This window comes from Pantoea sp. 18069, from assembly GCF_902706035.1.
Taxonomy (GTDB): domain Bacteria; phylum Pseudomonadota; class Gammaproteobacteria; order Burkholderiales; family Burkholderiaceae_C; genus Comamonas.
Map to the genome: position 1 here is coordinate 33,136 of NZ_CACSJA010000015.1, position 24,157 is coordinate 57,292.

The 24,157-nt window shown below is 64.7% G+C and carries 22 protein-coding genes; 14 read left to right on the plus strand and 8 right to left on the minus strand.

From position 1 onward, the window contains the following. From GVL12_RS13510 to GVL12_RS13520, 3 genes are all read right to left on the minus strand, one after another. Positions 1-1,173: a CoA transferase gene (locus GVL12_RS13510; protein ID WP_159914790.1), complete on the minus strand. Its 1,173-nt coding sequence runs from the start codon at positions 1,171-1,173 to the stop codon at positions 1-3. Between the two features lie 80 nt (positions 1,174-1,253). Next, positions 1,254-2,249 (minus strand): tripartite tricarboxylate transporter substrate binding protein, encoded by a 996-nt coding sequence (locus tag GVL12_RS13515; protein WP_159914792.1) that lies wholly within the window; start codon positions 2,247-2,249, stop codon positions 1,254-1,256. 52 nt (positions 2,250-2,301) lie between these two features. Beyond that, positions 2,302-3,180 carry a CoA ester lyase gene (locus tag GVL12_RS13520; RefSeq protein ID WP_159914794.1) on the minus strand — a complete coding sequence of 293 codons (879 nt, stop codon included), beginning with the start codon at positions 3,178-3,180 and terminating at the stop codon, positions 2,302-2,304. Between the two features lie 75 nt (positions 3,181-3,255). Here GVL12_RS13520 and GVL12_RS13525 point away from each other — a divergent pair, with 75 nt between their 5' ends. The 10 genes from GVL12_RS13525 (at position 3,256) to GVL12_RS13570 (ending at position 14,171) form a co-directional block, all read left to right on the plus strand. Beyond that, positions 3,256-4,179 carry a LysR family transcriptional regulator gene (locus GVL12_RS13525; protein WP_159914796.1) on the plus strand — a complete coding sequence of 308 codons (924 nt, stop codon included), beginning with the start codon at positions 3,256-3,258 and terminating at the stop codon, positions 4,177-4,179. 85 nt (positions 4,180-4,264) lie between these two features. After that, positions 4,265-5,383, plus strand: coding sequence for a 4-oxalomesaconate tautomerase (locus GVL12_RS13530; protein WP_159914798.1), 1,119 nt, complete (start codon positions 4,265-4,267; stop codon positions 5,381-5,383). Between the two features lie 71 nt (positions 5,384-5,454). Next, on the plus strand, positions 5,455-6,483 hold the full coding sequence (locus GVL12_RS13535) for an amidohydrolase family protein (RefSeq protein ID WP_159914800.1): 1,029 nt from the start codon (positions 5,455-5,457) through the stop codon (positions 6,481-6,483). A gap of 27 nt (positions 6,484-6,510) precedes the next feature. Further along, on the plus strand, positions 6,511-7,194 hold the full coding sequence (gene ligK / locus GVL12_RS13540; RefSeq protein WP_159914802.1) for a 4-carboxy-4-hydroxy-2-oxoadipate aldolase/oxaloacetate decarboxylase: 684 nt from the start codon (positions 6,511-6,513) through the stop codon (positions 7,192-7,194). A gap of 166 nt (positions 7,195-7,360) precedes the next feature. Next, entirely contained in the window at positions 7,361-8,287 is a 927-nt protein-coding gene (locus GVL12_RS13545) for an amidohydrolase family protein (RefSeq protein WP_159914804.1), read from the plus strand. Positions 8,288-8,462: 175 nt separating this feature from the next. Next, positions 8,463-8,906, plus strand: a complete 444-nt coding sequence (gene ligA, locus GVL12_RS13550; RefSeq protein WP_159914806.1) for a protocatechuate 4,5-dioxygenase subunit alpha — start codon at positions 8,463-8,465, stop codon at positions 8,904-8,906. Further along, positions 8,907-9,773 carry a class III extradiol dioxygenase subunit beta gene (locus tag GVL12_RS13555; protein WP_159914808.1) on the plus strand — a complete coding sequence of 289 codons (867 nt, stop codon included), beginning with the start codon at positions 8,907-8,909 and terminating at the stop codon, positions 9,771-9,773. 2 nt (positions 9,774-9,775) lie between these two features. Beyond that, on the plus strand, positions 9,776-10,729 hold the full coding sequence (locus GVL12_RS13560; RefSeq protein ID WP_159914810.1) for a Gfo/Idh/MocA family oxidoreductase: 954 nt from the start codon (positions 9,776-9,778) through the stop codon (positions 10,727-10,729). A gap of 226 nt (positions 10,730-10,955) precedes the next feature. Then, positions 10,956-11,969 carry an aldo/keto reductase gene (locus GVL12_RS13565; protein WP_159914812.1) on the plus strand — a complete coding sequence of 338 codons (1,014 nt, stop codon included), beginning with the start codon at positions 10,956-10,958 and terminating at the stop codon, positions 11,967-11,969. A gap of 462 nt (positions 11,970-12,431) precedes the next feature. Then, positions 12,432-14,171 carry a hypothetical protein gene (locus GVL12_RS13570; protein ID WP_159914814.1) on the plus strand — a complete coding sequence of 580 codons (1,740 nt, stop codon included), beginning with the start codon at positions 12,432-12,434 and terminating at the stop codon, positions 14,169-14,171. 81 nt (positions 14,172-14,252) lie between these two features. Here the strand turns inward: GVL12_RS13570 and GVL12_RS13575 are convergent, their stop codons facing one another. Then, the gene (locus GVL12_RS13575; protein ID WP_159914816.1) at positions 14,253-15,254 is read right to left on the minus strand and encodes a tripartite tricarboxylate transporter substrate binding protein; all 1,002 of its coding nucleotides are present in this window, start codon (positions 15,252-15,254) and stop codon (positions 14,253-14,255) included. Between the two features lie 165 nt (positions 15,255-15,419). Between GVL12_RS13575 and GVL12_RS13580 the strand changes: the two genes are divergently transcribed. After that, positions 15,420-16,328, plus strand: coding sequence for a LysR family transcriptional regulator (locus GVL12_RS13580; RefSeq protein ID WP_159914818.1), 909 nt, complete (start codon positions 15,420-15,422; stop codon positions 16,326-16,328). A 132-nt stretch (positions 16,329-16,460) separates the two neighbouring features. Here GVL12_RS13580 and GVL12_RS13585 read toward each other — a convergent pair whose 3' ends face one another. Next, positions 16,461-17,258, minus strand: coding sequence for an IclR family transcriptional regulator C-terminal domain-containing protein (locus tag GVL12_RS13585; protein ID WP_159914820.1), 798 nt, complete (start codon positions 17,256-17,258; stop codon positions 16,461-16,463). Positions 17,259-17,388: 130 nt separating this feature from the next. On the opposite strand from GVL12_RS13585, the gene pobA reads away from it, so the two are divergent. Then, positions 17,389-18,564, plus strand: coding sequence for a 4-hydroxybenzoate 3-monooxygenase (gene pobA / locus GVL12_RS13590; protein ID WP_159914822.1), 1,176 nt, complete (start codon positions 17,389-17,391; stop codon positions 18,562-18,564). Between the two features lie 67 nt (positions 18,565-18,631). Here pobA and GVL12_RS13595 read toward each other — a convergent pair whose 3' ends face one another. From GVL12_RS13595 to GVL12_RS13605, 3 genes are all read right to left on the minus strand, one after another. Next, a complete protein-coding gene (locus tag GVL12_RS13595) occupies positions 18,632-19,621 on the minus strand; it encodes a TauD/TfdA family dioxygenase (RefSeq protein ID WP_159914824.1) in 990 nt (329 codons plus the stop codon). Between the two features lie 27 nt (positions 19,622-19,648). Then, complete coding sequence (locus GVL12_RS13600; protein WP_159914826.1) at positions 19,649-20,698, minus strand: tripartite tricarboxylate transporter substrate binding protein; 1,050 nt, start codon at positions 20,696-20,698, stop codon at positions 19,649-19,651. Positions 20,699-20,828: 130 nt separating this feature from the next. Further along, positions 20,829-21,509 carry a GntR family transcriptional regulator gene (locus GVL12_RS13605; protein WP_159914828.1) on the minus strand — a complete coding sequence of 227 codons (681 nt, stop codon included), beginning with the start codon at positions 21,507-21,509 and terminating at the stop codon, positions 20,829-20,831. Positions 21,510-21,622: 113 nt separating this feature from the next. Here GVL12_RS13605 and GVL12_RS13610 point away from each other — a divergent pair, with 113 nt between their 5' ends. Further along, entirely contained in the window at positions 21,623-22,600 is a 978-nt protein-coding gene (locus GVL12_RS13610) for a tripartite tricarboxylate transporter substrate binding protein (RefSeq protein WP_159914830.1), read from the plus strand. A gap of 24 nt (positions 22,601-22,624) precedes the next feature. Further along, positions 22,625-23,899 (plus strand): glucarate dehydratase family protein, encoded by a 1,275-nt coding sequence (locus GVL12_RS13615; RefSeq protein ID WP_159914832.1) that lies wholly within the window; start codon positions 22,625-22,627, stop codon positions 23,897-23,899. Positions 23,900-24,157 lie beyond the last annotated feature (258 nt).

Sequence of the window (24,157 nt, forward strand, 5' to 3'; positions counted from 1 at the left end):
TTAGCGGCCCGGCGCGCTGCCCAGGGTGTCGAGCAGCATCTGCGTGTGCTGGCCCAGCGTGGGCGCGGCAAACGGCTGCGGGCCGGGCGTGCGGTCGAAGGCAATGGCGCGCGTGAAGCCGCGGTAGCTGCCCAGGGTGGGGTGGGCGATGTCGGCAATCATCGATTCGGCCGCGACCTGCGGATGGTCGAACATGTCCTGCACCGTGCGTGCCGCGGCGCAGGGCACGGCTTCGCCGAACAGCGCTTCCCATTCGAGCGCGCTGCGCGCCGCGAGCGCCTGGCGCAGCAGCGGCACGAGCTCAGCATGGTGCTGGGCACGCAGGCGCACGCTCGCGTAGCGCGGGTTGTCGGCGAGTTCGGGCAGGCCTGTTCTTTCGCACAGGGCTTTCCAGAAATGCGGCGTGTTGGCCGAGATGTAGAGATGGCCTTCGCGCGTGGGGTGGATGCCTGTGATGCCGCCCGAGCGCATGTCGCGCCCCACGTCCCGGGGCTCGCCTTCGGCCCAGACCAGCCGCGCCGACTGCATGGTCAGCGCCGCGCGCAGCAGCGAGACGCCCACATGCTGGCCCATGCCGCTTTGCGCGCGCTCATACAGCGCCGAGGACACGCCCGCGGCGACCAGCGCCGACGCGTAGTAGTCGACCACCGAGCCATAGAGGATCTCGGGCGGGCCGCCTTCCTTGGCCTGCATGGCGCACATGCCGGTCATGGTCTGCAGCACCTGGTCGTAGCCGGCCTTGGCGCGCAGCGGGCCGCTGGCGCCGTAGCCCGTGACGCTGCAGTAGACCAGGCGCGGGTTGATCTGTGTGAGCTGCTCGAAAGCGATGCCCAGGCGTTCGGGCACGCCGGGGCGGAAGTTGTGCACCAGCACGTCGGCGTCGCGCACCAGGCGCAGCAGCGTCGCGAGTTCCTCGGATTGCTTCAAGTCCAGCACCATGCCCCATTTGCTGCGGTTGACGCCGACGAACGCACGGCTTTCGGCCTCTAGCGTCGACGGGTACCTGCGCAGGTTGTCGCCCGTGGGCGGCTCGATCTTGATGACTTCGGCGCCCTGGTCGGCGAGCAGTGAACAGCCATAAGGCCCGGCGATATAGGCACTCAGGTCCAGCACGCGAATGCCGCTCAAGGGGCCGCGCGGGCCGGGCCGCTGTTCTGACAGGTCTTGCTGCATGGGGTCTCTTCTCTCACTGGAATCCCGGGGCCCTGCGCAGCCGCATGCCGCGGCACTGCCCGGGGAAAGGTGGCGACGTTTCAGTCGGCCACGATATTGCGGTCTTTGGCGAGTGTCTTCCAGCGCTCGACATCCTTTTGGATCACATCGGCGAACTGCGGCGGCGTCAGCGCCGTGGTCAATGCGCCTTCGCGCAGGAAGTTGGCCTTGATCTGCGGGCCCGCGAGGATCTGGTTCACGGCCTGGTTGAGCTGGTTGACGATGGGCGCGGGCGTGCCTGCAGGGGCAAGCAGGCCCCACCACAGATCGAATTCATAGCCGGGTACGGCCGTGGCCATGGGCGTGAGCTCGGGCGCGATGGGGCTGGGCTGCAGGCTGGTGATGCCGATGGCACGCAGCTTGCCGTTGCGCACCATGGGCAGGATGGATGGGCCGCTCGAGATCATCAGCTGCACCTGGTTGCCGATCACGTCGGTCACGGCCGGCCCCTGGCCCTTGTAGGGCACATGGGTGATGTCGAAGCCCGGCGCCATGGCGCGCAGCAGTTCGGTGGCGAAATGGTTGACGCTGCCCGTGCCCGACGACGCATAGTTGAACTTGCCGGGGTTGGCCTTGACGGCGCTGATCAGTTCGGCCGGCGTGCGCGCCGCGAAGTCATTGTTCACGGCGACCACGAACGGGCCGCGGGCGAACATCGCCACGGGCGCAAAGCTCTTGACGGGGTCGAACGGCATCCTGGTCTGCACGGCCGAATTGGTCGTCATGCTCGACGAGACCGCGACCAGCGTATAGCCGTCGGGCTGGGCCTTGGCGACCTGGCCGGTGCCGGTGTTGCCGCTCGCGCCGGGCCGGTTCTCGACGATCACCGCCTGCTTGAGCAGGTCGCCGAGTTCCTTGGCGATCTGGCGCGCAAACGAATCGTTGGAGCCACCGGGCGGGTAGGGCACGACCATGGTGATCGGTTTTGCAGGGTATTGCTGTGCCTGCGCCAGGGGCGCGAAGCCGGCCAGGGCCAGGGCGGCGGCCGTGCAGAGCACGCTGCGGCGCAGCGCGGGTTTGCGGTTCGAAGTCTGCATGTTGTCTCCTTGTTGTAATTCGTCTCGGCGGGCTGGTTGCCCCCCTGTGCAATCAGTCGTTGCGCGCGGCGAGGCCCAGCGCCCGGGCCTGGGCGACGATGGCCTGGGCGCGCAGCACGAACGGGCGATCGATCATCTTTCCGTCGACCACATAGGCGCCTACGCCGTCGGCATCGGCCCGGGCGGCGGCACTGACCACCTTGAGCGCGCTCGCGAGCTCGGCGGCGCCGGGCTGGAACACTTCGTTGGCGACCGCGACCTGGCTGGGGTGTATGCAGGTCTTGCCCGTGAAGCCCAGGCGGGCGGCAAGCTCGGCTTCGGCGCGAAAGCCGTCGGCGTCCTGGATGTTGGCGAACGCGCCGTCATAGGCCGCAATGCCGGCTTCGGCCGCGGCCAGGCGCACGCCCATCAGCACCTGGGCAACGGCCGTGGGCTCGCGGCGGTGCAGGCCATAGGGTTCGAACAGATCGCCCAGGCCGACCTGCAGGCCTATGGCCAGCGGGTGGGCCGCGGCGATCTCATGCGCCAGGCGCAGCGCGCGCGGCGTCTCGATATTCAGCAGCAGGCGCGGCGCCTGGGCCATGCCCGCGGCGCGCGCCGCGCGTTCCACCGCTTGCGCGGCGGCGCGCACATCGTCGGCGGTTTCGGGCTTGGGCAGGTTGATCCAGTGCACGGCGGGGCACACGATGTCGGCCACGTCGCGCTCGAAGTGCGGCGTGTCCATGGCATTGATGCGCACGATCAGCGTCTTGCGGTGGCCGCTCAGCGCCTCGGGGCTGCGCAGAAAGCCTTGCAGCAGTGCGCGCGCCTCGTCCTTGCGGGATTCGGCGACGGCGTCCTCGAGGTCGAAGGAAAGGCCGTCGGCCGCGCCGACCAGCGCTTTGGCGAACAACTCGGGACGGGATGCGGGGACAAACAGTTTGCTTCTCATGCGGCCATTGTGGAACGCGTAAAAAACAAAAGAAACACATGCAATCTTTCTTCAAAACAAAGAAATAATGTGGTGATGGAAACCCAATACCTGCGCAGCTTTTTGCTGGTCATCGAGACCGGTTCCCTGGCCGAGGCGGCACGCCGCATGCACCTGACGGCGGCCGCCGTCGCCCAGCAGATGCGCACGCTCGAGCGCGAATTCGGCACCGAGCTGCTGGCGCGCGCCGGGCGCACCGTGGCGCCCACGCCTGCGGGCCACCGGCTCGCGGCGACGGCGCCGCAACTGCTGCGCGACCTGGCCCATGCGCGCACCCATGTGAACCAGGAGTCCGAAGTCGGCGAGCTGACGCTGGGAACGATCAACACCGCGCTGCACAGCCTGCTGCCCGACATCCTCGCGCGCTTCGTCGCCGAGCTGCCCGGCGTCAAGGTCTTCCTGCAATCGGGCACGACCCAGCAGGTCTACCAGGCCGTGCAGCAGGGCACGCTGGACGCGGCCGTATGCCTTTACCCGCCGTTCGCGCTGTCCAAGGCCTTCGACTGGTCGCTGCTGCGCGAGGAGTCGCTGATCCTGCTCGCGCCGCGCCATCTGGCGGGCCTCACGCCGTTCGAGCTGCTGCGCACCCAGCCGCTGATACGCTATGACCGCAGCCTGGGCGGCGGGCAGATGATAGAACGCTACCTGCGCGCCAACCAGATCAGCGTGCCGCGCGAACGCTTCGAGCTCAGCTCGCTGGTGGCGATTTCCATGATGGTCGACCGGGGCCTGGGCGTGGCCGTGGTGCCCGACACCGCGCTTGACTGGCCCGACGGCCACAACGTCGTGCGGCTGGCGCTGCCCGGCCAGACCGAGTCGCGCCGCTTCGGTACGCTGTGGCTGCGGTCTTCGCCGCGGCTGGCGCGCATACGCCGGCTGGTGGATTGCGCCCAGGCCGTGGTCATGGAGCGCGGCTATGCCGTTCCCGGCACGAGACCCTCTGCGGGTTATGCCGAATAGCTATACCTGCTAGCGGGCGATACGCCTAGTGGCGGCGGCTGCAATTGTTCAGAATCAGACGCAATACACAGGAGAGACAACAGCAATGCAAACGGCCATTCCCTGCCTTTTGATGCGTGGCGGCACCTCGAAAGGGCCTTTCTTTCGCGCCGCCGACCTGCCGCAGGATCTGCCCACGCGCGACAAGGTGCTGCTGGCCGCGCTGGGCTCGCCCGACAAGCGCCAGATCGACGGCATCGGCGGTGCGCATCCACTGACCAGCAAGGTCGGCATGGTGTCGCTGAGCCAGCGCGAAGGCATTGACCTCGAATTCCTGTTCGCCCAGCTCCAGCCCGAAAAAGACACCGTGGACACCACGCCCAACTGCGGCAACATGCTGGCCGCCGTCGTGCCGTTCGCGCTGGAGACCGGCATGGTCAGCGCGCGCGGCGAGACCAGCACCTTCCGCGTGCTCACGCTCAACACCGACATGGCGGCAGACATCACCGTGCAGACGCCGGGCGGCCAGGTCTCCTATGAAGGCCAGGCGCGCATCGACGGCGCGCCCGGCCAGTCGGCGCCGGTCGACATCAGCTTTCTCGACACCGCGGGCTCGGTCTGCTCTGGCCTGCTGCCCACGGGCAGCCCAAAGGACAGCATCACCGTCACGGGCGAAGGCTTCGACGATTTCACGCTCGATGTGACCTGCATAGACAACGGCATGCCGCTGGTGATCCTGCGCGCGCAGGATGTCGGTCGCACCGGCCAGGAAAGCGTGGCCGATCTGAACGCGGACACCGACCTCAAGCGCCGCATCGAGGCGCTGCGCCTGCAGATTTCGCAGCGCATGGGCCTGGGCGATGTGTCGCAGAAGAACTACCCGAAGATGACGCTGATCGCGCCGCCCGCGCAGGGCGGAGCGCTGACCACGCGCAGCTTCATTCCCCATGCCTGCCACGACGCCATTGGCGTGCTTGCCGCCGTGACCGTGGGCACGGCCGTGAAGATGCCCGGCACGGTCTGCGAAGGCGTGGCCCGGTTGCCCGCGGGCGCGGGCAGCGTCACGGTGTCGGTAGAGCACCCCACGGGCGAATTCAGCGTCACGCTCGACAGCGATCCGGCGGAGCCTTCCGTGGTGACCAAGGCCGCATTGCTGCGCACGGCGCGGCTTTTGATGCGCGGAGAAGTCATGGTGCCGCGCGCCGTCTGGAACGGCGCCGCCTGAGCGCATCACCTCTCCATGGGCCCGCGCGCCCCTGGACCCCCCATTTTTGTGAATATCAGGAGAACATCGCGATGATCATCGACGTACACGGCCACTACACCACGGCCCCCGCAGCACTGGGCGCCTGGCGCGATCTGCAGATCGCCGGCCTCAAGGACCCCAGCCAGGCCCCATCGGCCAGCGCGCTGAAGATCAGCGACGACGAAATCCGCGACACCATCGAGAACAACCAGCTCAAGCTGATGAAGCAGCGCGGCTCGGACCTGACCATCTTCAGCCCGCGCGCCAGCTTCATGGCCCACCACATCGGCGACTTCGAGACTTCGGCCACCTGGGCCGCGATCTGCAACGAGCTGTGCTTTCGCGTCAGCGAACTGTTTCCCGAGCACTTCATTCCCGCGGCCATGCTGCCGCAGTCGCCGGGCGTGGATCCCGCGACCTGCATTCCCGAACTCGTCAAGTGCGTCGAGCAATACGGCAACGTCGGCATCAACCTCAACCCCGATCCATCGGGCGGCCACTGGACGTCGCCGCCGCTGTCCGACCGCAGCTGGTACCCGATCTACGAGAAGATGGTCGAGTACGACATCCCGGCCATGGTCCATGTGAGCACCAGCTGCAACAGCTGCTTTCACACCACGGGCGCGCACTACCTGAACGCCGACACCACGGCCTTCATGCAATGCCTGACCAGCGACCTGTTCAAGGACTTCCCCACGCTCAAGTTCCTGATTCCGCATGGCGGCGGCGCCGTGCCCTACCACTGGGGGCGTTTCCGCGGCCTGGCGCAGGAGCTGAAAAAACCGCTGCTGGACGACCATCTGCTCAACAACATCTTCTTCGACACCTGCGTCTACCACCAGCCGGGCATTGATTTGCTGACCAAGGTGATCCCGGTCAAGAACATCTTGTTTGCCAGCGAGATGATTGGTGCGGTGCGCGGCATAGACCCCACCACGGGCCATTACTACGACGACACCAAGCGCTATATCGAAGACACGGTCAATCTGAACGAGGAAGAGCGCTTCCAGGTCTACGAAGGCAATGCGCGCCGCGTGTTCACGCGCCTCGACGCAGCGCTCAAGAAGAAAGGCCTGTAAGCAGGCCACGGACAACAGGAGAATTCAATGTACGAACTCGGTGTGGTTTATCGCAATATCCAACGCGCGGACAAGGCCGCGGCCGACGCGCTCGCCGCCTTGGGCTCGGCCACGGTGCACGAGGCCATGGGCCGCGTGGGCCTGCTCAAGCCCTATATGCGCCCCATCTACGCGGGCCAGCAGGTCTCGGGCACGGCCGTCACGGTGCTGCTGCAGCCCGGCGACAACTGGATGATGCATGTGGCGGCCGAGCAGATCCAGCCCGGCGACGTGGTGGTCGCGGCCGTCACCTCCGAATGCACGGACGGCTATTTCGGCGACCTGCTGGCGACCAGCTTCCAGGCACGCGGCGCGCGCGCGCTGATCATCGACGCCGGCGTGCGCGACGTGAAGACGCTCCAGGATATGAACTTCCCGGTCTGGAGCCGCGCCATTTCGTCGCGCGGCACCATCAAGGCCACGCTGGGCTCGGTCAACATTCCCGTGGTCTGCGCGGGCATGTGGGTCACGCCCGGTGACGTGATCGTTGCCGACGACGATGGCGTGGTCTGCGTGCCCGCTGCCCGGGCGGCTGCCACCCTCGACGCCGCGCAAAAGCGCGAAAGCTTCGAAGGCGAGAAACGCGCCAAGCTGGCTTCGGGCGTGCTTGGGCTGGACATGTACAAGATGCGCGAGCCGCTGGAAAAAGCCGGCCTCCGATACCTTGACTAACACCCCCTGAGCCGCTTACGCGGCTTCCCCCTCTCATCCTTCGGTGGAGGGGGACGACACCATCGCTGCGGGGCGGCCCTTGCTCGGTGTCTCCCACCTGGGACACGCCGGTTTCATAAGCCGCTGACATTGCGAAAGTCGTGGATAAAAAACAAAGCGGAATAACATGTCAAATTTTGAAAAGACCCCCGGCTGGCTCGACTGGTATAGCGGCCCGGCCAAGCCGAAATTCCAGCTGCCGGCGGGCGCGGTCGATGCCCATTGCCATGTGTTCGGCCCGGGCAATGAATTCCCGTTTGCGCCCGAGCGCAAGTACACGCCCTGCGACGCGAGCAAGGCGCAGCTGTTCGCGCTGCGCGAACATCTGGGCTTTGCGCGCAATGTGATCGTGCAGGCCACCTGCCACGGCGCCGACAACAGCGCCATGGTCGATGCCTGCCAGGCCGCGGGCGGCAAGGCGCGCGGTGTGGCCACTGTCAAGCGCAGCATCAGCGACGATGAGCTGCAGGCGCTGCATGACGCCGGCGTGCGCGGCGTGCGCTTCAATTTCGTCAAGCGCCTGGTAGACTTCACGCCCAAGGATGAGTTGCTGGAGATCGCCGGCCGCATCCAGAAGCTGGGCTGGCATGTGGTGATCTACTTCGAGGCCGTGGACCTGCCCGAGCTGTGGGACTTCTTCACCAGCCTGCCGACCACGGTGGTCGTCGACCACATGGGCCGGCCCGACGTGAGCCAGCCCATTGACGGACCCGAGTTCGCGCTGTTCCTGAAGTTCATGCGCGAGCACCCCAATGTCTGGAGCAAGGTCTCGTGCCCCGAGCGCCTGTCGGTCACCGGCCCCAAGGCGCTGGCTGGCGAGCAGAACGCCTACCGCGACGTGCTGCCGTTCGCGCGCCGCGTGGTCGAGGAATTCCCCGACCGCGTGCTGTGGGGCACCGACTGGCCGCACCCCAACCTCAAGGACCATATGCCCGACGACGGCCTGCTGGTGGATTTCATTCCCCACATCGCGCCCACGGCCGAGCTGCAGCGCAAGCTGCTGGTGGACAATCCCATGCGTCTTTACTGGCCAGAAGAACATGGCACCCCCTGAGCTGCTTACGCCGGATGGCCGGCCCCAGCTTCCCCCTCTCAACCTTCGGTGGAGGGGGACGACACCCTCGCTGCGGGGCGGCCCTTGCTCGGTGTCCCTGGCCTGGACCCAGCCGGTTTCACGGGCTCTGCACCGTGATTCACTGCGTATTGAATATTGAAGGAGGAGTCGCTTTATGGCTCTGCACAAACCCTATACCGATGTGCCCGGCACCATCATCTTTGACGCCCAGCAGTCCCGCAAGGGCTACTGGCTCAACCAGTTCTGCATGTCGCTGATGAAGGCCGAGAACCGCGCGCGCTTCAAGGCCGACGAGCGCGCCTACCTCGACGAGTGGGCGATGACCGAGGAGCAAAAGCAGGCCGTGCTGGCCCGCGACCTGAACTGGTGCATGCGCACCGGCGGCAACATCTACTTTCTGGCCAAGATAGGCGCGACCGACGGCAAGAGCTTCCAGCAGATGGCCGGCTCGATGACCGGCATGACCGAAGACGAATACCGCGCCATGATGCTTGCCGGCGGCCGTTCGGCCGATGGCAACCGCGTCGTCGGTGAAGATGGCGACGCCCAGGCGCACCGCCAGCCCCAAGGAAACTCTGCCCGCAAGGAGGGCAACTGAATGGCCCGCATCACCGCCTCTGTCTTTACCTCGCATGTGCCCGCGATCGGCGCCGCCCTCGACCTGGGCCGCGACCAGGACGACTACTGGAAGCCGCTGTTCAAAGGCTATGAGCCTTCCAAGCAGTGGATGAAGGACAACAAGCCCGACGTCATCTTCCTGGTCTACAACGACCACGCGACGGCGTTCAGCCTGGACATGATTCCGACCTTCGCTATCGGCACGGCCGACAGCTTCACGCCTGCCGACGAAGGCTGGGGCCCGCGCCCCGTGCCCACCGTGATCGGCCACCCCGACCTGGCTTCGCACATCGCGCAGTCGGTGATACAGCAGGATTTCGACCTGACCATCGTCAACAAGATGGACGTGGACCACGGCCTCACCGTGCCGCTGTCGCTGATGTGCGGCCAGCCCACGCCGGAAGAAGGCTGGCCTTGCCCGGTGATTCCGTTTGCCGTCAACGTCGTGCAATACCCCGTGCCTTCGGGTCAGCGCTGCTTCAACCTGGGCCGCGCGATCCGCAAGGCCGTGGAAAGCTATGACGAAGACCTCAACGTCCACATCTGGGGCACGGGCGGCATGAGCCACCAGCTGCAGGGCGCGCGCGCGGGGCTGATCAACAAGGAATGGGACCTGAACTTCATGGACCGCCTGATCGACAACCCCCACGGCCTGGCCAAGATGCCGCACATCGACTATGTGCGCGAAGCCGGCTCGGAAGGCATCGAGCTGGTGATGTGGCTGATCGCGCGCGGCGCGATGAGCGACATCGACAGCCCGGCGCCCGTGCCCAAGGTCGCACACCGCTTCTACCATGTGCCCGCGTCGAATACGGCGGTGGGCCACCTGATCCTGGAGAACCAATAAACATGAGCAAGACCATCAAAGTAGCCCTGGCCGGTGCCGGCGCCTTCGGCATCAAGCACCTCGACGGCATCAGGAACATTGACGGCGTCGAAGTCGTCTCCCTCGTGAGCCGCGACCTGGAGAAGACGCGCGAAGTCGCGGCCAAGTACGGCATCCCGCATGTCACCACCGATCTCGCCGACAGCCTGGCACTGGCCGAAGTCGACGCCGTGATCCTGTGCACGCCCACGCAGATGCATGCGGCCCAGGCGATTGCGTGTCTGCAGGCCGGCAAGCATGTGCAGGTCGAGATCCCCATGGCCGACAGCCTGGCCGACGCCGAAGCCGTGGTCGCGGCCCAGAAGGCATCGGGCCTGGTCGCGATGTGCGGCCATACGCGCCGCTTCAACCCCAGCCACCAGTGGGTGCACCACAAGATTGGTGCGGGCGAGTTGAACCTGCAGCAAATGGATGTGCAGACCTATTTCTTTCGCCGCACCAACACCAACGCGCTGGGCCAGGCGCGCAGCTGGACCGACCACCTGCTGTGGCACCACGCAGCCCATACCGTGGACCTGTTCGCCTACCAGGCGGGCAGCCCCATCGTGCAGGCCAACGCCATCCAGGGTCCTGTCCACCCCGTGCTGGGCATCGCCATGGACATGAGCATCCAGCTCAAGGCGGCGAACGGCGCGATCTGCACGCTGAGCCTTTCGTTCAACAACGACGGCCCACTGGGAACGTTCTTCCGCTATATCGGTGACAACGGCACCTATCTGGCGCGCTATGATGACCTGTTCAACGGCAAGGAAGAGCAGATCGACGTCTCCAAGGTCGATGTGTCGATGAACGGCATCGAGCTGCAGGACCGCGAGTTCTTCGCGGCCATCCGCGAAGGCCGCGAGCCCAACGCCAGCGTGACCCAGGTGCTGCCTTGCTACCAGGTGCTGCATAAGCTTGAACAACAATTGAATTGATACACCCCCTGAGCGACTACGTCGCTTCCCCTGAACAAGGGAGGCAAGAGGGCGTTCCCCTCGGTGCGGGGCGGCGTCCTGAGCTCCGTCGAAGGGCTCGGTGCCCCTCGCTTGGGCCGCGCCAGTATCATGGGCTGCGTACTAGCAGATACCTCGTTATTTGTAACCTCCAGGCCAGCGCACGCGAAACAGCATGCGCTGGCTTTGCCTTTTCAAGGATTGACCCATGCAGACACGCAAAATCGGCCCTTTCGACGTCACTTCCGTCGGTCTGGGCTGCATGAATCTGAGCCATGCCTACGGCACGCCTCCCAGCGCCGAGCAGGGGCGCGAGCTGCTCGCCCATGCGCTGGACCAGGGCGTGACGCTGTTCGACACCGCCGCGCTCTACGGCTTTGGCGCGAATGAAACGCTGGTCGGCCCGGTGCTCGCGCCGCACCGCGCGCGCATCACGCTGTGCAGCAAGGGCGGCATGGCCGGGGTGGTGGGCGAAGACGGCGTGACGCGCCGCGTGATCGACGGCCGGCCGGCGACGCTGCGGCGCAACTGCGAAGACAGCCTGCGCCGCCTGGGCACCGACGTGATCGACCTCTACTACCTGCACCGCTGGGACAAGTCGGTGCCCATCGAGGAATCCGTGGGTGAAATGGGCCGGCTGCTGCAGGAAGGCAAGGTGCGCGCGCTGGGCCTGTCCGAAGTCTCGGCCGACACGCTCTCGCGCGCCCACCGCGAACACCCGATCACGGCGCTGCAAAGCGAGTATTCGCTGTGGTCGCGCAATGCCGAACTCGGCACGCTGCAGCGCTGCGCCGAATTGGGCGTGGCCTACGTCGCGTTCAGCCCGCTGGGCCGGGGTTTTCTGGGCGGCGGCCTGCTCGATGCGGCGACGCTGGGCGAAAAGGACGTGCGCACCGCCATGCCGCGCTTCTCGGCCGAGAACTACCCGCGCAACCTGCGCCTGCTCGCGCCCATGCGCGAAATCGCCGAACAGGCCGATTGCAGCCTGGCGGCACTGGCCATTGCCTGGGTGCTGCACCAGGGGGAACATGTGATCGCGCTGCCCGGCACCACGCAGCGCAAGCACCTCGACGAAGACCTGCACGGCGGCGAAGTCAAGCTGTCGAGCGCCCATATCGAGCAGCTCGACGCGCTGTTCCAGCCATCGGCGATTGCCGGTAGCCGCTATGCGGCGCAGGGGCACAGGGAAGTGGATACCGAGGAATTCTCGCCCAAGGCCTGACGTACGTTCCCTGCGCACAGGGGGCTGGTGCGCAGGGCCCGGCGTGCGCCACGCCGGTGTCACGGTGCAAGCTGCACCGCGTCTTGCAGCGCCAAGGCGCATGACAAGCCCCCAGTGCAAAAGAACAATTCTGCAACTGCTTCCTCCTGGAGAGCATGGGGTAAGGGGAAACCCTGTAAATAGATAAAAACTATCTATTTATAATATTGATGAATTTTATGTTTCGTGGTGGCAAATGCCTTCCGGGGCCGGTGCATCTTGCGGTCTCTGGCGGGCATGGCGTATCGCGGCAATGGCATATTGCTGTGTCGACGGCTTGTGTCGTGGTGAAAAATTTTCACTGCTGAGCGAAACCGGGGATCGTCATGAGTCGGTAAAGCGACTGCGATGGCAGTCGTTGCGAATTCGAAACATTGATATATTATTTTCCATAATCCTCTTGTTATTCGACTTCAGATCCCGATGAATGTAAACTCTGCCACAGCACCTCGTAGTATTCTTTCCAAAAAGCATTTGCCTGGTTCATTTTTCTCCCATTTAATGAATTTCCAATATTTCTATGCACAGCATATCTTGGCTGAGCGTGAATTGGATGACGCTATTGAAGAATTTGAACTCACGCCCGATAATAATGAGGGAGTTGAATATTGGCTGAGTGAATTTTCTGAAAAACTGGTGTATTATGTGCATTTTTTGAAGGAGGCAGAAGAGAAGTATTCAGATGCAAATGACTGTTTTTATGCATGCCAGACTACTTTTGATAATGCATCGGTGGCTTGGGAGAATTCACAAAAGTCAACCAGAGAGTCCACTTTTGTGAAACTGGTTGCTGCGCGGGCGGAATATTTTTCAGCCATGGGTCGTAGGCGAGAACAGGGTTTTGAGCTGGAGGTTGCTCGAGAAGACCTCAGGAATCTCAAGATTTATATATGTGAGGAACTCGATGCTGTGTATGGTGATACTTGTATGGGGGATAATGAAAAATACAAGTCTGTGCTGAATGCGGTTAATATTGCCAAGACAGCCGAGGAGAAGTCTTTTGCAGCCAGGAAGGAATTGAATGAATTTTGGATTTCTCAGAAACCAGGTCAATTTCCGCCTGCAACGACGATAGCCGCCACGACAATGGATTCTTCGGCTGAGAAATCGCGCTCCATCACCATGGATCTGGATCGTAATATTTTCCAAGAGCACGAAGCTAGCGATTCGACTCAGGATGTCGAGGAAGTCCAAAGTGATGCAATGAAGGATTCCGAGCAGGATGTGGCTTCGCTTCAGGCGCTGGTGGCTGACTTGAGAATTTGTGTTGATGATTCAGTTTGTGAAGCTGGCGACCCGGGCAAGAATGTCGAGATTGTAAAAAATAATGCAGTGAAGGCAGTGACAATCAATCAGGGCGCCGATGTCATGCGGTTTTTCTCGAACGTGCAAGATAAGCTGGCCTATGCGCAGCATGAGTTCGACGAAGCCATCGACAGCATGAATGCCTTGTGCAAAGCCAAGGCCGCATGGGTGCACGCCGAGAAGGCCCGGGCGAAGGAGCTTGCCGCGGCGATCGATCAAGCGAAACTTGAAAAAGAGGTCGCCGAAGTTGCTGTCGATGCGCTCAGACCGATGGACAAGGGGTTTTTCGAGGCGGGCAAGGTCCGGGAATGTGACCCGCAGGCTGAACAAGAACAAGAAGCCAACTGGCGGGAAGCCGAGCAGGCCTTTATTTCGCACCTCTGCAAGTTGCATTGGGCCCGCGTAGCGTTCAATGAGGCAAACGCCATTCTCAACAGCAAGATCATGGCATCCCATTGGCAGTTCGATGCCGACATCAACGTGTGCCTGCAGCGCGCGCTGAAAGCTGCCAGCGAAGTGAATGCAGCCGTGGCGGAAGGCGAGAGCCAGGCATGCCTGATGGATATTGGGCCGGTCTTCGATACGGATGCGCATGGCAGGCCAATGCTGCCTTTCATCCAGCAGCCGGCGAAGGTTCAGGGTCCATCGGACATGATCGACAGCGATCATGACACGCCGTTCATTGGCCTGTCGCCGGGCCCCGGTGGTGATCAACTGGTGGCGCGGCAAGCAAACGATTCGGGTGTCGCCGCCATGGAGGATGGCGATCTGACTGGCATGCTCCAGGACGAAGCGCATGAACTCCAGGCGGGCCTGAGCGGGGTTGCGCCGGACAGCGCTCACTCTCTCTATCACTGAACCGCCCCCGCATGGTTTTGCCATGAGAAAAGCCGCTGCAGTGGCCCGCAGCGGCTTGGCTTTTCCCTATGGGCGAGGGTCTTACAGTTCCAGATTCGCGCGGCGTATCACATCACCAAAGCGCTTGTTCTCATCGACCATGAAAGTCTTGAATTCTTGCGGCGTGGGGAAGTAGTTCTCGTAGCCGAAGGTCTGGAACTTGGGTTGCACATCGGGCTCGGCCAGCACCTTCATGGTGTCGCTGCGGATCTTCTCGACCACGGCCGCGGGCGTGCTCTTGGAGACCGCGAAAGCGTTCCAGCCCGTGACGATGGCGTTGGCCGGGCCGCCCGACTCGGCGATGGTCGGCACGTCTTCGTAGCCCTTGAGACGGTGCGGAGCCAGCACGGCCAGGAAGCGCACCTTGCCCGAGCGCGCCAGCGGGCCGGCCGTGCCCGACGAGCCCAGCGCGAACGCGAGTTCGCCCGTGGCCACGCTGGTGTAGAGCTGGCTGGTTTCCTTGTAGATCACATGCTCCATCTTCGTGCCCGTGAGCGATTCGAGCAGGGCCGAACCCAGGTGCACGGGATTGCCCACCGACCACGAGCCGTAGTTGAGCTTGCCGGGGCGCGCCTTGGCGTCGGCGATCAGGTCGGCGACGGTCTTGTAGGGGCTGTCCATCGCCACGCAGACGAAGAAGAAGGTACGGAACAGCGGCAGGACGACTTCGAAGTCCTTGTCGATGTTGTAGGGCAGCTTCTTGAACAGGTGGGGGTAGGCCGCGAGGTGGACGTTATCGAGCTGGATGATGTCCGTGCCGTCGTTCGCGCCGCGCTTGAACGCATCGATGGCGATGAAGCCGTTGCCGCCGGGACGGTTTTCAACGATGACCGGCTGGCTCCACAGGCGCGCGAGCTTGTCGGCGATGAGGCGCGAGGTGCCATCGGGGCCACCGCCTACGGGGAAGGGGTTGATGATGCGCACCTGCTTGGTGGGCCAGTGGGTCGCGGTCTGCGCGCGGGCCGGGGCCATGGCACCGAGCGCAAGCGCGCCCAAGGCAAGGCCGGCGCTGCGGCGGTTCATTTGGCGGGTGGTTATGGTCATTTTGTCTCCGTTGTCAGCTGATCGCGTTTTTTGGCGCTGTTGCTCCCCATGTGGACCGGGGTGCAGGCAAATGATTCCGCATTGTGGCAGGCCTGTTCGCATCACCTAGACGCGCACCTCTCTACCAGCTATAGCAAAATGGCATGGTTACAGCTTGAGTGCGCCATGAATCTTCAGCAGATAGAAACTTTTGTACAGGTGGCCGAGACCGGCAGCTTCAGCAAGGCAGCATTGCTGCTCGATATCGCGCAGCCGGCCTTGAGCCGTCAGGTGCGAACCCTGGAGATCGAGCTGCGCGAAACGCTGCTGATCCGTACCGGACGCGGCGTGACGCTCACGGATGCGGGGCGCAGGCTGCTCGAGCATGGCCACGCCATCATGCAGCGCGTGGCGCTGGCCAAGGAAGACCTGGGAAGCCAGCGCGACGAACCCGTGGGGCGCATCGTGGTCGGCCTGCCGCCCAGCCTCGCGCGCCGGCTCACGCTGCCGCTGATCGATGTCTTCAGCCGGGAAATGCCCAAGGCCGGCCTGGCCGTGGTCGAAGGCTTCTCGGTCAACATGGCCGAGTGGCTGACTTCGGGGCGCATGGACCTGGCGCTGGTCTACACGCCCGAGCCGCAACCGCAGGTCGAAGTCACGCCGGTGCTCGAAGAGCGGCTGTGCCTGATCGGGCCCGCAAGCATGGGCGAGCGCATGTCGGTGCGCTTCGAGGAGTTGTCGGGCTATCCGCTGGTCATGCCCCAGCGCGGCCAGATCTTTCGCAAGCTGATGGAAGCCCAGGCGACGCTGTCGCAGGTCAAGCTCAACGTGGTCTGGGAAGTCTCCAGCGTTCCGGCGATTCTCGACCTGGTGCGCGGCGGCTACGGCTACGCGGCGCTCACCGCCAGCGCGCTCAGCAGCCACGACCACCAGGACGAACTGGCCTGCATTCCCATCGAGTCGCCGGGCATCGTGAGCACGCTGTGCATGGCGCAGTCGGCGAAGAAGAAAAGCACGCCGCTGATACGCCGCACTTCGGAGTTGCTGCGGGGGTTGTGTCTGGAGGCGGCTGTCAGGCCCTTGAAGGGGGAGTGACTTTTTTTGGGGGCCGGCCTGTGTGCACAAGCATGCTCTCAATCTCCCCCGTTCGTGGTGAGCTTGCCTAGCCGGCCGCGTCGCACCATGAACGGCCTGGCCGACGAAAAGCCGTAGCTTTCGGCTCATCCTTCACAACAACGGCCTTAACTCCTGCGCCGCATCCCGCAGCAGCGGCAGCAGATTGCGCGTGAGCGCCTGGGCCGTCATGTGCTGCGCCGACATCACGGCATTGAGCGCGGCCACGGTCTGGCCGGCGCTGTCGCGCAGCGGCACGGCAATCGCCTGTACGCCCAGTTCATGCTCTTCCTGGGCAATGCAATAGTCCTGGGCGCGCACCTGGTCCAGGCAGGCGCGCATTTCGGCGGGCTGGGTCAGCGTGTGCAGCGTGAGCCGGTGCAGCGTGCGGCAGGCCAACCATTCTTCGAGCGCGGGCAAGGGCAAAGCGGCCAGCAGCACCCGGCCGGTCGACGACGCGTGCGCCGGCAGGCGGCTGCCCAGGTGCACGCCATGGGCGAACAGTGGCTGGGCCGCGCCTTGCGCCGTGCTGCGCGCGATGACCACGGTTTCGCTGCCCGCCAGAATCGCCGCGGAAAACGAGAACGCCGCCATGGCGCTGAGCCGGTTGAGCACGGGCTGCACGGTGCGCGGCAGGCGGGCGCTTGCGAGGTAGCTGCCCGACAGCCCCAGCACCTTGGGCGTGAGCCAGAAATGGTGGCCGTCGGATTCGAGATAGCCGAGGTGAGCGAGCGTCAGCAGATGGCGGCGTGCGGCCGCGCGCGTGAGCCCCGCGCGCTCGGCGGCGAGCGTGGCATTGAGCCGCTGGCGCTCGGTGTCGAAGCATTCAAGCACTGCCAGGCCCTTGCCCAGGCCTGCGATGTAATCGGCCGCGGCAATGCCGGGGCCGGGCGATGAAGGAGGCGAGGTCATGGGCGGCGTTGAAGATATTGCGCGATAGTCGCACATTTTGCGCGATCACCGCGCAAAAGTCTATCCAAGCTTGCGCCGGCGCAGAGCATCGCTTCTAAGCTAGCGACAAACAACCTTGGTGGATAGACACATGCGCACACAAGTGGCAATCATCGGCGCCGGCCCCGCAGGCCTGCTTCTGGGACAACTGCTCTATGAGGCAGGCATAGACAACGTGATTCTGGAGCAGCGCAGCCCCGACTATGTGCTCGGCCGCATCCGCGCGGGCGTGCTCGAACAGGTCACGGTCGATTTGCTCGCACAGGCCAAGGCCGACACGCGCATGCGTGCCGAAGGCCTGCCGCATGACGGCATCGAGTTGCTGTTCGGCGGCAAGCGCCACCGCATCGACCTGCATGAACTCACGGGCGGCAAGCGCGTGATGGTCTACGGCCAGACCGAAGTCACGCGCGACCTGATGGAGGCGCGCGAGCGCGCAGGGCTGCTCACGGTGTACGAAGCCCAGGATGTGACGCCGCTGGAGTTCGGCAGCGAGCGCCCGCGCGTGCGCTACCACAAGGACGGCCAGCAGCACGAAATCAGCTGCGACTTCATCGCCGGCTGCGACGGTTTTCACGGCGTGTGCCGCGCGAGCATTCCCGCGGACCGCATACGCAACTACGAGAAGGTCTACCCGTTTGGCTGGCTGGGCATACTGGCCGACGTGCCGCCGGTGTCGCACGAGCTGATCTATGCCCACACCGAGCGCGGCTTTGCGCTGTGCAGCCAGCGCAGCGCCACGCGCAGCCGTTATTACCTGCAGGTGCCGCTGACCGACAGGGTCGAGAACTGGAGCGATGAAGCGTTCTGGGACGAGCTGCGCCTGCGCCTGGACCCCGAAGCGCGCGAGCACCTGGTCACCGGCGCTTCGCTGGAAAAGAGCATTGCGCCGCTGCGCAGCTTCGTGTCCGAGCCCATGCGCTTTGGCCGCATGTTCCTCGCGGGCGACGCGGCGCATATCGTGCCGCCCACGGGCGCCAAGGGGCTGAACCTGGCTGCATCGGACGTTGGCTATCTGTCGAAGGCATTTGCCGAGTACTACCAGCAGCGCAGCAGCGAAGGCATAGACCGCTATTCGGAAGTCAGCCTGCGCCGCGTCTGGAAGGCCGAGCGCTTCTCGTGGTGGATGACCTCGCTGATGCACCGCTTTCCCGATTCGGGCGAGTTCGATCGCAAGGTGCAGGAAGCCGAACTCGACTACCTCGTGCATTCGCGCGCGGGAGCGACTTCGCTGGCCGAGAACTATGTCGGTCTGCCATTGAATTGACAAAAAAAGGCGCTGCATAAGCAGCGCCCGAATTCCCTGAGGGGAAGAGACATTCGTTGTCTGCGCCTCAGTAGGCCGCACCATGCGCCGCCAGTACCGGATCGCCCTGGATGGCCGTCGAAGCGCGGCCATCGGCGCCTACCGGCACATCGCCTACCAGCGTGCTGCGGTAGAGCTGGCGGTCGTATTCAAGCGCGAAGATGTCCTGCGGCGCGACATGGGCTGTCGAGCGGTTGTCCCAGAAAGCGATCGAGCCGGCCTCCCACTTGAAGCGCACGGTGAATTCGCTCGCCACCGCGTGCTCCCACAGCAACTCCAGCAGTACGCGCGATTCGCGCGTGCGCAGGCCGGTGATGGTCTTGAGAAAGCCGGGGCTGATGTAGAGCACCTGTTCGCCGGTTTCGGGATGCACGGTGACCAGCGGGTGTTCGCTGACCAGGGTGTTGTTCTTGATGAGTTCCAGATACTCGGGCGTGGGGCTTGCGCCCGTGGGGGGGCTGAAGCGGTGCTCGCCGCGCAGGCCTTGCAGGAACGCTTTGAGCGGCTCCGACAGCGCATCATAGGCGGCCGCGAGGTTGGTCCATTGCGTGTCGCCGCCATAGGGCGGAATGGTCACGCCGCGCAGTATGGAGGCTGCGGGCGGGTTGTGCGCCGCGGTGACGTCGGCGTGCCAGCCGGTCCAGGGGCGGCGCTCGGGTTCGCTGCCGTGGCTGTTGGCGCGGCGGTGCTTGGCGATCGAATACAGCTCGGGGTGGCCTTCGACATGGCCGAACACCGGGTGGCCTATGGTCAGCTCGCCAAACTGGCGCGCAAACGCGACATGTTGTTCGTGGCCCAGATGCTGGTCGCGAAAGAACACGACTTTCCAGCGCAGCAGCGCCGAGCGTATGCTGTGGACTTCCGCCGGCGTGAGCGGTTCGCTCAGATCGACGCCTTGGATCAGCGCGCCGATATGGGCCGACTGCGGCACGGCGCTGATATGCGGCGTGGCCTGCAGCGCCGTCTCGAGGCGATCGCTCAGCAGCTCCTTGGCGCTGGCGTTCAAACGCATGTTCATGGGAGTCTCCTGGTTCTGGGTGTGGTTTCAGGGGGCCTTGGCAAGGGTGCGCGGTGCTGCCGGCAGCAGGCCCAGTTCGCTGAGCAGTGCCTGGTTGTTGCCGAGTTGCGCCTGCAGCAGTTGCTGCGTCGCCTGCGGGCCCTGGAACCATGGCTCCCACTGGTTGAGCGCGACGAAATCTTTCCATTCACGCGTTTGCGACACCTTGTGCAGCGCGGCGACCCAGTAGGCTTTTTGCGCGTCGCTTGCGCCGGGCACGGTCATCACGCCCTGAAACGAGTCGCTGACATAGTGGATGCCTTGCTCTTTCCAGGTCGGTGCCTGGGCGAACGGGCCGCTCAGGCGCTGCTCGGCGGCAATCGCCAGCACGCGGATGCGGCCGCTTTGCAGATAGGGCAGCAGATTGGGCGTGGTGGCCGAGACCACGTCGAGGTGGCCGCCGACCAGCGCCGTCATCGACTCGGCCGAGGACTTGTAGGGCACGATGCGCAGTCCCTTGATATCCACGCCGGCCTGCTTGAGCGGCTGCGCCACGCCCAGGTGGATGTGGTTGCCCAGTGTGGTCGCGATGCCTATCGAATACTTGCCCGGGTCCTGCCTGAGGTGATCGATCAGGTCCTGCGTATTGCGCAGCGGCGAGTCGGCGCGCACCACCACCGTGACGAACTCGCGAAACAGCGTCGCCAGCGGCGTGCCTTTTTGCAGGTGGTCGGGCAGGGCGTTTTGCGCAAGGCTGTTGCCGTAGCTGGTGCTGAGCGTCATCAGCGCATGCGCGTCGCCCGGGTGACGGTGCAGGCCTTCGAGCGCGACGATGCCATGGGCGCTCGATTTGTTGCTCACGATAAAGCCCGGCGCGAGCTTTTCGCGTGTCAGCAGTTCGGTCAGCTTGCGCGCGGCGACGTCGAGGGCCGCGCCCGCGCCGCTGGGCACGATGAACTCGGTGGCCTTGCGCGGCTGCCAGGTTCCGGCAGCATCGGCTTGGGCCTGCGCTGGCAGCCAGGCGCAGGCGAGCGCCAGGCCGGCGGCGAGCGCGGCAAGGCCAGGGCGCAGGGACAGGGGGTGGGGCGTGATCGACATGGCGCGGTTCCTTGGTCAGCAAGATCGCAGCGTGCTGCTGCGTTGCTGTGCACTTTAGGAACCAGGGCCTTCGAGGGGAACAAAGTTTTTCGCATGAGCTTGCGCGATAAACGCGCAAGCACTTGCCGCGTCACATCGTGATGTATTCCGGGTGCCGCTTGCGGATGTCCGCAACGCGGCTCAAGGTGCCTGAAAGATGCGCACGCAGCGCCGCCTGCGCCGCGTCGGGCGCGCCGCTGGCCAGCGCGTCGACGATGCGCCGGTGGTCGCGCACCACGCGCTCGGCGTTGCCGGTCGAGGGCAGGTCCAGCCGGCGCAGCCGGTCCAGATGGCCGCTGCGCCGCTGCACCAGCTCGTACAGGTCAGGCGCGCCCGCCGCTTCGTACATCGCGCGGTGAAAGGCCTGGTCGGCCGCGATGAATTCCTCGGCGCCGCTGGTGGCCAGGGCCGCCTGTACGTCCACCATGGCCGTCAGGCGCGCGTAGAGCGCTGCATCGCCGGCCAGCGCCAGCGTGCGCACGACCTCCAGTTCGATCGCGCAGCGCAGGAACTGGGCCTGTTCGGCCGACGGCAGGTCGATGCGGCTGACCAGGGTGGCATGCTGCGCAAAGATGTCGACCAGGCCCTCCTGGCGCAACTGCATCAGTGCGTCGCGTACCGGCGTCTGGCTCAATTGAAAGCGTTCGGCCAGTTCGGCGCGGGACAGGGGCGTGCCTGGTGCCAGTTCGAGTGAAATGATGGCTTCGCGCAGCCATCCGAATACTTGCGGGGCTGCCTGGCGGGTGCGATCGAGCTTGTGGATTGTCTTCATGGGTGTCGCTATGGAAGCCATGATTTTAGGGTGTGAAGGCATTGACGCGCTAATATATTAGTGCTTCAATGCATTCGCATTTCAACATTTCAATAATTACCGGAGACATCACCATGCACCGTCGCCTTGTCCTGGCTGCCGCCTGCAGCACCCTTTGCCTTTTCACCGCCGCTGCCCATGCGGCTGACTGGCCCACGGCCAAGCCCATCACCTGGGTCGTGCCTTTTGCGCCTGGCGGCTCGACCGACGTCGTCGCGCGCATGGTGGGGCAGGAGCTGTCGGCCGCGCTCAAGCAGTCGGTGGTGGTCGACAACCGGCCGGGCGCGGGCGGCGCGATCGGCGTGCAGGCCGTGGCCCGCGCGCCGGCCGACGGCTATACGCTCATTGGCGGCACCATCAGCACCCACGCGATCAACACGGCCCTCTACAAGAAGCTGCCCTACGACCCGATCAAGGATTTCGAGCCGGTCACGCTGATCGCCTACGTGCCCAACGTGCTGATGGTCAACAGCGCCCTGGGCGTGAACACGTTCGAGGAACTGGTCGCATGGATACGCAAGAACCCGGAGAAGGCCTCCTATGCCTCGTCCGGCGCGGGCACCTCTACCCATCTGACCGGCGCGCAGATGGCCGAATTGATCAAGGTACCCATGCAGCACATCGCCTACAAGGGCAGCCCGCAGGCGCTGCAGGACGTGGCCGCGGGCAACGTGCCTTTCCTGTTCGACCAGCTCACGGCCGGCCTGCCGCTGGTCAAGGCCGGCAAGCTCAAGTTCCTGGCCGTGACGACCAAGACGCGCTCGCCGCTCGCGCCCGATGTGCCCACGACCGCCGAGGCGGGCTTTGCGGGCCTGGACCTGGTGTCCTGGCAGGCGGTCTACGCGCCCAAGGGCACGCCCAGGGACGTCGTGACCCGGCTCAACACCGAAGTCGTCAAGGCACTGCGGTCGCCTGAACTCAAAGCCAAGCTGGAGACGCAGTTCGGCATGCAGGTGGTCGGCAGCACGCCGGCCGAACTGGCCGCCGTCACCGCCGCCGACACCGCCCGGCTGGGCGAGCTGGTCCGCAGGACCGGAGCCACCACAGAGTAACGAACAGAGAGACAGAAGAGCACCATGGCACGCGACATCACCATCACCCACGTCCGGATCACGCCCATCGCCTTTCGCGACGGACCGCTGCTCAACGCGGCCGGCATCCACGAACCCTGGGCACTGCGTGCCATTGTCGAGATCGAGACCAGCGACGGGCGCGTCGGCATTTCCGAGACCTACGGCGACGAGCCCATGCTCAAGGTGCTCGAGCAGGCGCGCCCGCTGCTGATAGGCCTGTCGCCGTTCGCGCTCAACACCATGGAGGAGCGCGTGCGCGCGACGATCACCGCCGTGCCCGGCGCCGTGGAATTCGAGCTTGCGCCCGGCTCGCATGCCGCGAAGAATGCGCCCAAGGTGATCAGCACCTTCGAGGTCGGCATGCTCGACCTGCAAGGCCAGATCGTCGGCGCGCCCGTGGTCGACCTGCTCGGCGGCGCGGTGCGCCCGGCCGTGCCCTACAGCGCCTACCTGTTCTTCAAATATGCGGAGCATATCGGCCAGCCCTATGCGCCCGACGCCTGGGGCGAAGGCATCAGCCCCGCGCAGATCGTCGCGCAGGCGCGCCGCATGATCGCGCTCTACGGCTTCCAGAGCATCAAGCTCAAGGGCGGTGTGTTCGAGCCCGGCCACGAGGTGGCCTGCATGCAGGCGCTGGCCAAGGCCTTTCCCGGCCTGCCACTGCGCCTGGACCCGAACGCCAACTGGTCGCTGGCCGCGAGCATCGCGGCCGCGCCCGCGCTCGACGAAATCCTCGAGTACTACGAGGACCCGACGCCTGGGCTCGAAGGCATGGCGGAACTGGCAAAGCACACCCGCCTGCCCCTGGCGACCAACATGGTGATCACCACCATGGAGGATTTCCGCAAGGGCTGCGAGATGGGCTCGGTCAAGGTGTTGCTGTCCGACCACCACTACTGGGGCGGCCTGCGCGCGACCCAGACGCTGGCGCGCATGTGCCGGCTCTGGGGGCTGGGCATGTCCATGCATTCGAACTCGCACCTGGGCATCAGCCTGATGGCCATGACCCATGTCGCGGCCAGCGTGCCCAATCTGACCTATGCCTGCGATACCCATTACCCGTGGCAGGAGGAAGAGGTGGTCAAGGGCGGCCGTATCCGCTTTGAGCAGGGCGCGGTGGCCGTGCCGACCACGCCTGGCCTGGGCGTGGAGCTGGACCGCGAGGCGCTGGCCAGGCTGCACGCCCAGCACCTTGAATGCGGCGTGCGCAACCGCGACGACCTCACGCAGATGCGCCGCTACGACCCGTCGTTCACGGGCAGGACGCCGCGCTTCTGATCTGGCGCTGGCGTTGCGCGCTCGGGCTTGCACACTGTGGGCACTTGCGTTGGCGCTGGCGCAAAAGCATTAACTCATGGGGAAAGCCAGCGCGCTGGCGCGTGCAAGCGCGTTCTTTGCGGGCGCTGCGCAAAATCAATGATTATTTGCGTGGTGGATAATCGACGGCAATGGGTGCGCTATTCTGTTTCCAGAAAAATGCTGCATTGCAGGGGGGCGTGCATTTTTGCGCAAATGATATTCTTTGATGCGTTGAGA

Coding starts and splice junctions, on each gene's coding strand:
- GVL12_RS13510 (WP_159914790.1), bottom strand. CDS start 1,173: ATGCAGCAAGACCTGTCAGAACAGCGGCCCGGCCCGCGCGGCCCCTTG.
- GVL12_RS13515 (WP_159914792.1), bottom strand. CDS start 2,249: ATGCAGACTTCGAACCGCAAACCCGCGCTGCGCCGCAGCGTGCTCTGC.
- GVL12_RS13520 (WP_159914794.1), bottom strand. CDS start 3,180: ATGAGAAGCAAACTGTTTGTCCCCGCATCCCGTCCCGAGTTGTTCGCC.
- GVL12_RS13525 (WP_159914796.1), top strand. CDS start 3,256: ATGGAAACCCAATACCTGCGCAGCTTTTTGCTGGTCATCGAGACCGGT.
- GVL12_RS13530 (WP_159914798.1), top strand. CDS start 4,265: ATGCAAACGGCCATTCCCTGCCTTTTGATGCGTGGCGGCACCTCGAAA.
- GVL12_RS13535 (WP_159914800.1), top strand. CDS start 5,455: ATGATCATCGACGTACACGGCCACTACACCACGGCCCCCGCAGCACTG.
- ligK (WP_159914802.1), top strand. CDS start 6,511: ATGTACGAACTCGGTGTGGTTTATCGCAATATCCAACGCGCGGACAAG.
- GVL12_RS13545 (WP_159914804.1), top strand. CDS start 7,361: ATGTCAAATTTTGAAAAGACCCCCGGCTGGCTCGACTGGTATAGCGGC.
- ligA (WP_159914806.1), top strand. CDS start 8,463: ATGGCTCTGCACAAACCCTATACCGATGTGCCCGGCACCATCATCTTT.
- GVL12_RS13555 (WP_159914808.1), top strand. CDS start 8,907: ATGGCCCGCATCACCGCCTCTGTCTTTACCTCGCATGTGCCCGCGATC.
- GVL12_RS13560 (WP_159914810.1), top strand. CDS start 9,776: ATGAGCAAGACCATCAAAGTAGCCCTGGCCGGTGCCGGCGCCTTCGGC.
- GVL12_RS13565 (WP_159914812.1), top strand. CDS start 10,956: ATGCAGACACGCAAAATCGGCCCTTTCGACGTCACTTCCGTCGGTCTG.
- GVL12_RS13570 (WP_159914814.1), top strand. CDS start 12,432: ATGAATGTAAACTCTGCCACAGCACCTCGTAGTATTCTTTCCAAAAAG.
- GVL12_RS13575 (WP_159914816.1), bottom strand. CDS start 15,254: ATGACCATAACCACCCGCCAAATGAACCGCCGCAGCGCCGGCCTTGCC.
- GVL12_RS13580 (WP_159914818.1), top strand. CDS start 15,420: ATGAATCTTCAGCAGATAGAAACTTTTGTACAGGTGGCCGAGACCGGC.
- GVL12_RS13585 (WP_159914820.1), bottom strand. CDS start 17,258: ATGACCTCGCCTCCTTCATCGCCCGGCCCCGGCATTGCCGCGGCCGAT.
- pobA (WP_159914822.1), top strand. CDS start 17,389: ATGCGCACACAAGTGGCAATCATCGGCGCCGGCCCCGCAGGCCTGCTT.
- GVL12_RS13595 (WP_159914824.1), bottom strand. CDS start 19,621: ATGAACATGCGTTTGAACGCCAGCGCCAAGGAGCTGCTGAGCGATCGC.
- GVL12_RS13600 (WP_159914826.1), bottom strand. CDS start 20,698: ATGTCGATCACGCCCCACCCCCTGTCCCTGCGCCCTGGCCTTGCCGCG.
- GVL12_RS13605 (WP_159914828.1), bottom strand. CDS start 21,509: ATGAAGACAATCCACAAGCTCGATCGCACCCGCCAGGCAGCCCCGCAA.
- GVL12_RS13610 (WP_159914830.1), top strand. CDS start 21,623: ATGCACCGTCGCCTTGTCCTGGCTGCCGCCTGCAGCACCCTTTGCCTT.
- GVL12_RS13615 (WP_159914832.1), top strand. CDS start 22,625: ATGGCACGCGACATCACCATCACCCACGTCCGGATCACGCCCATCGCC.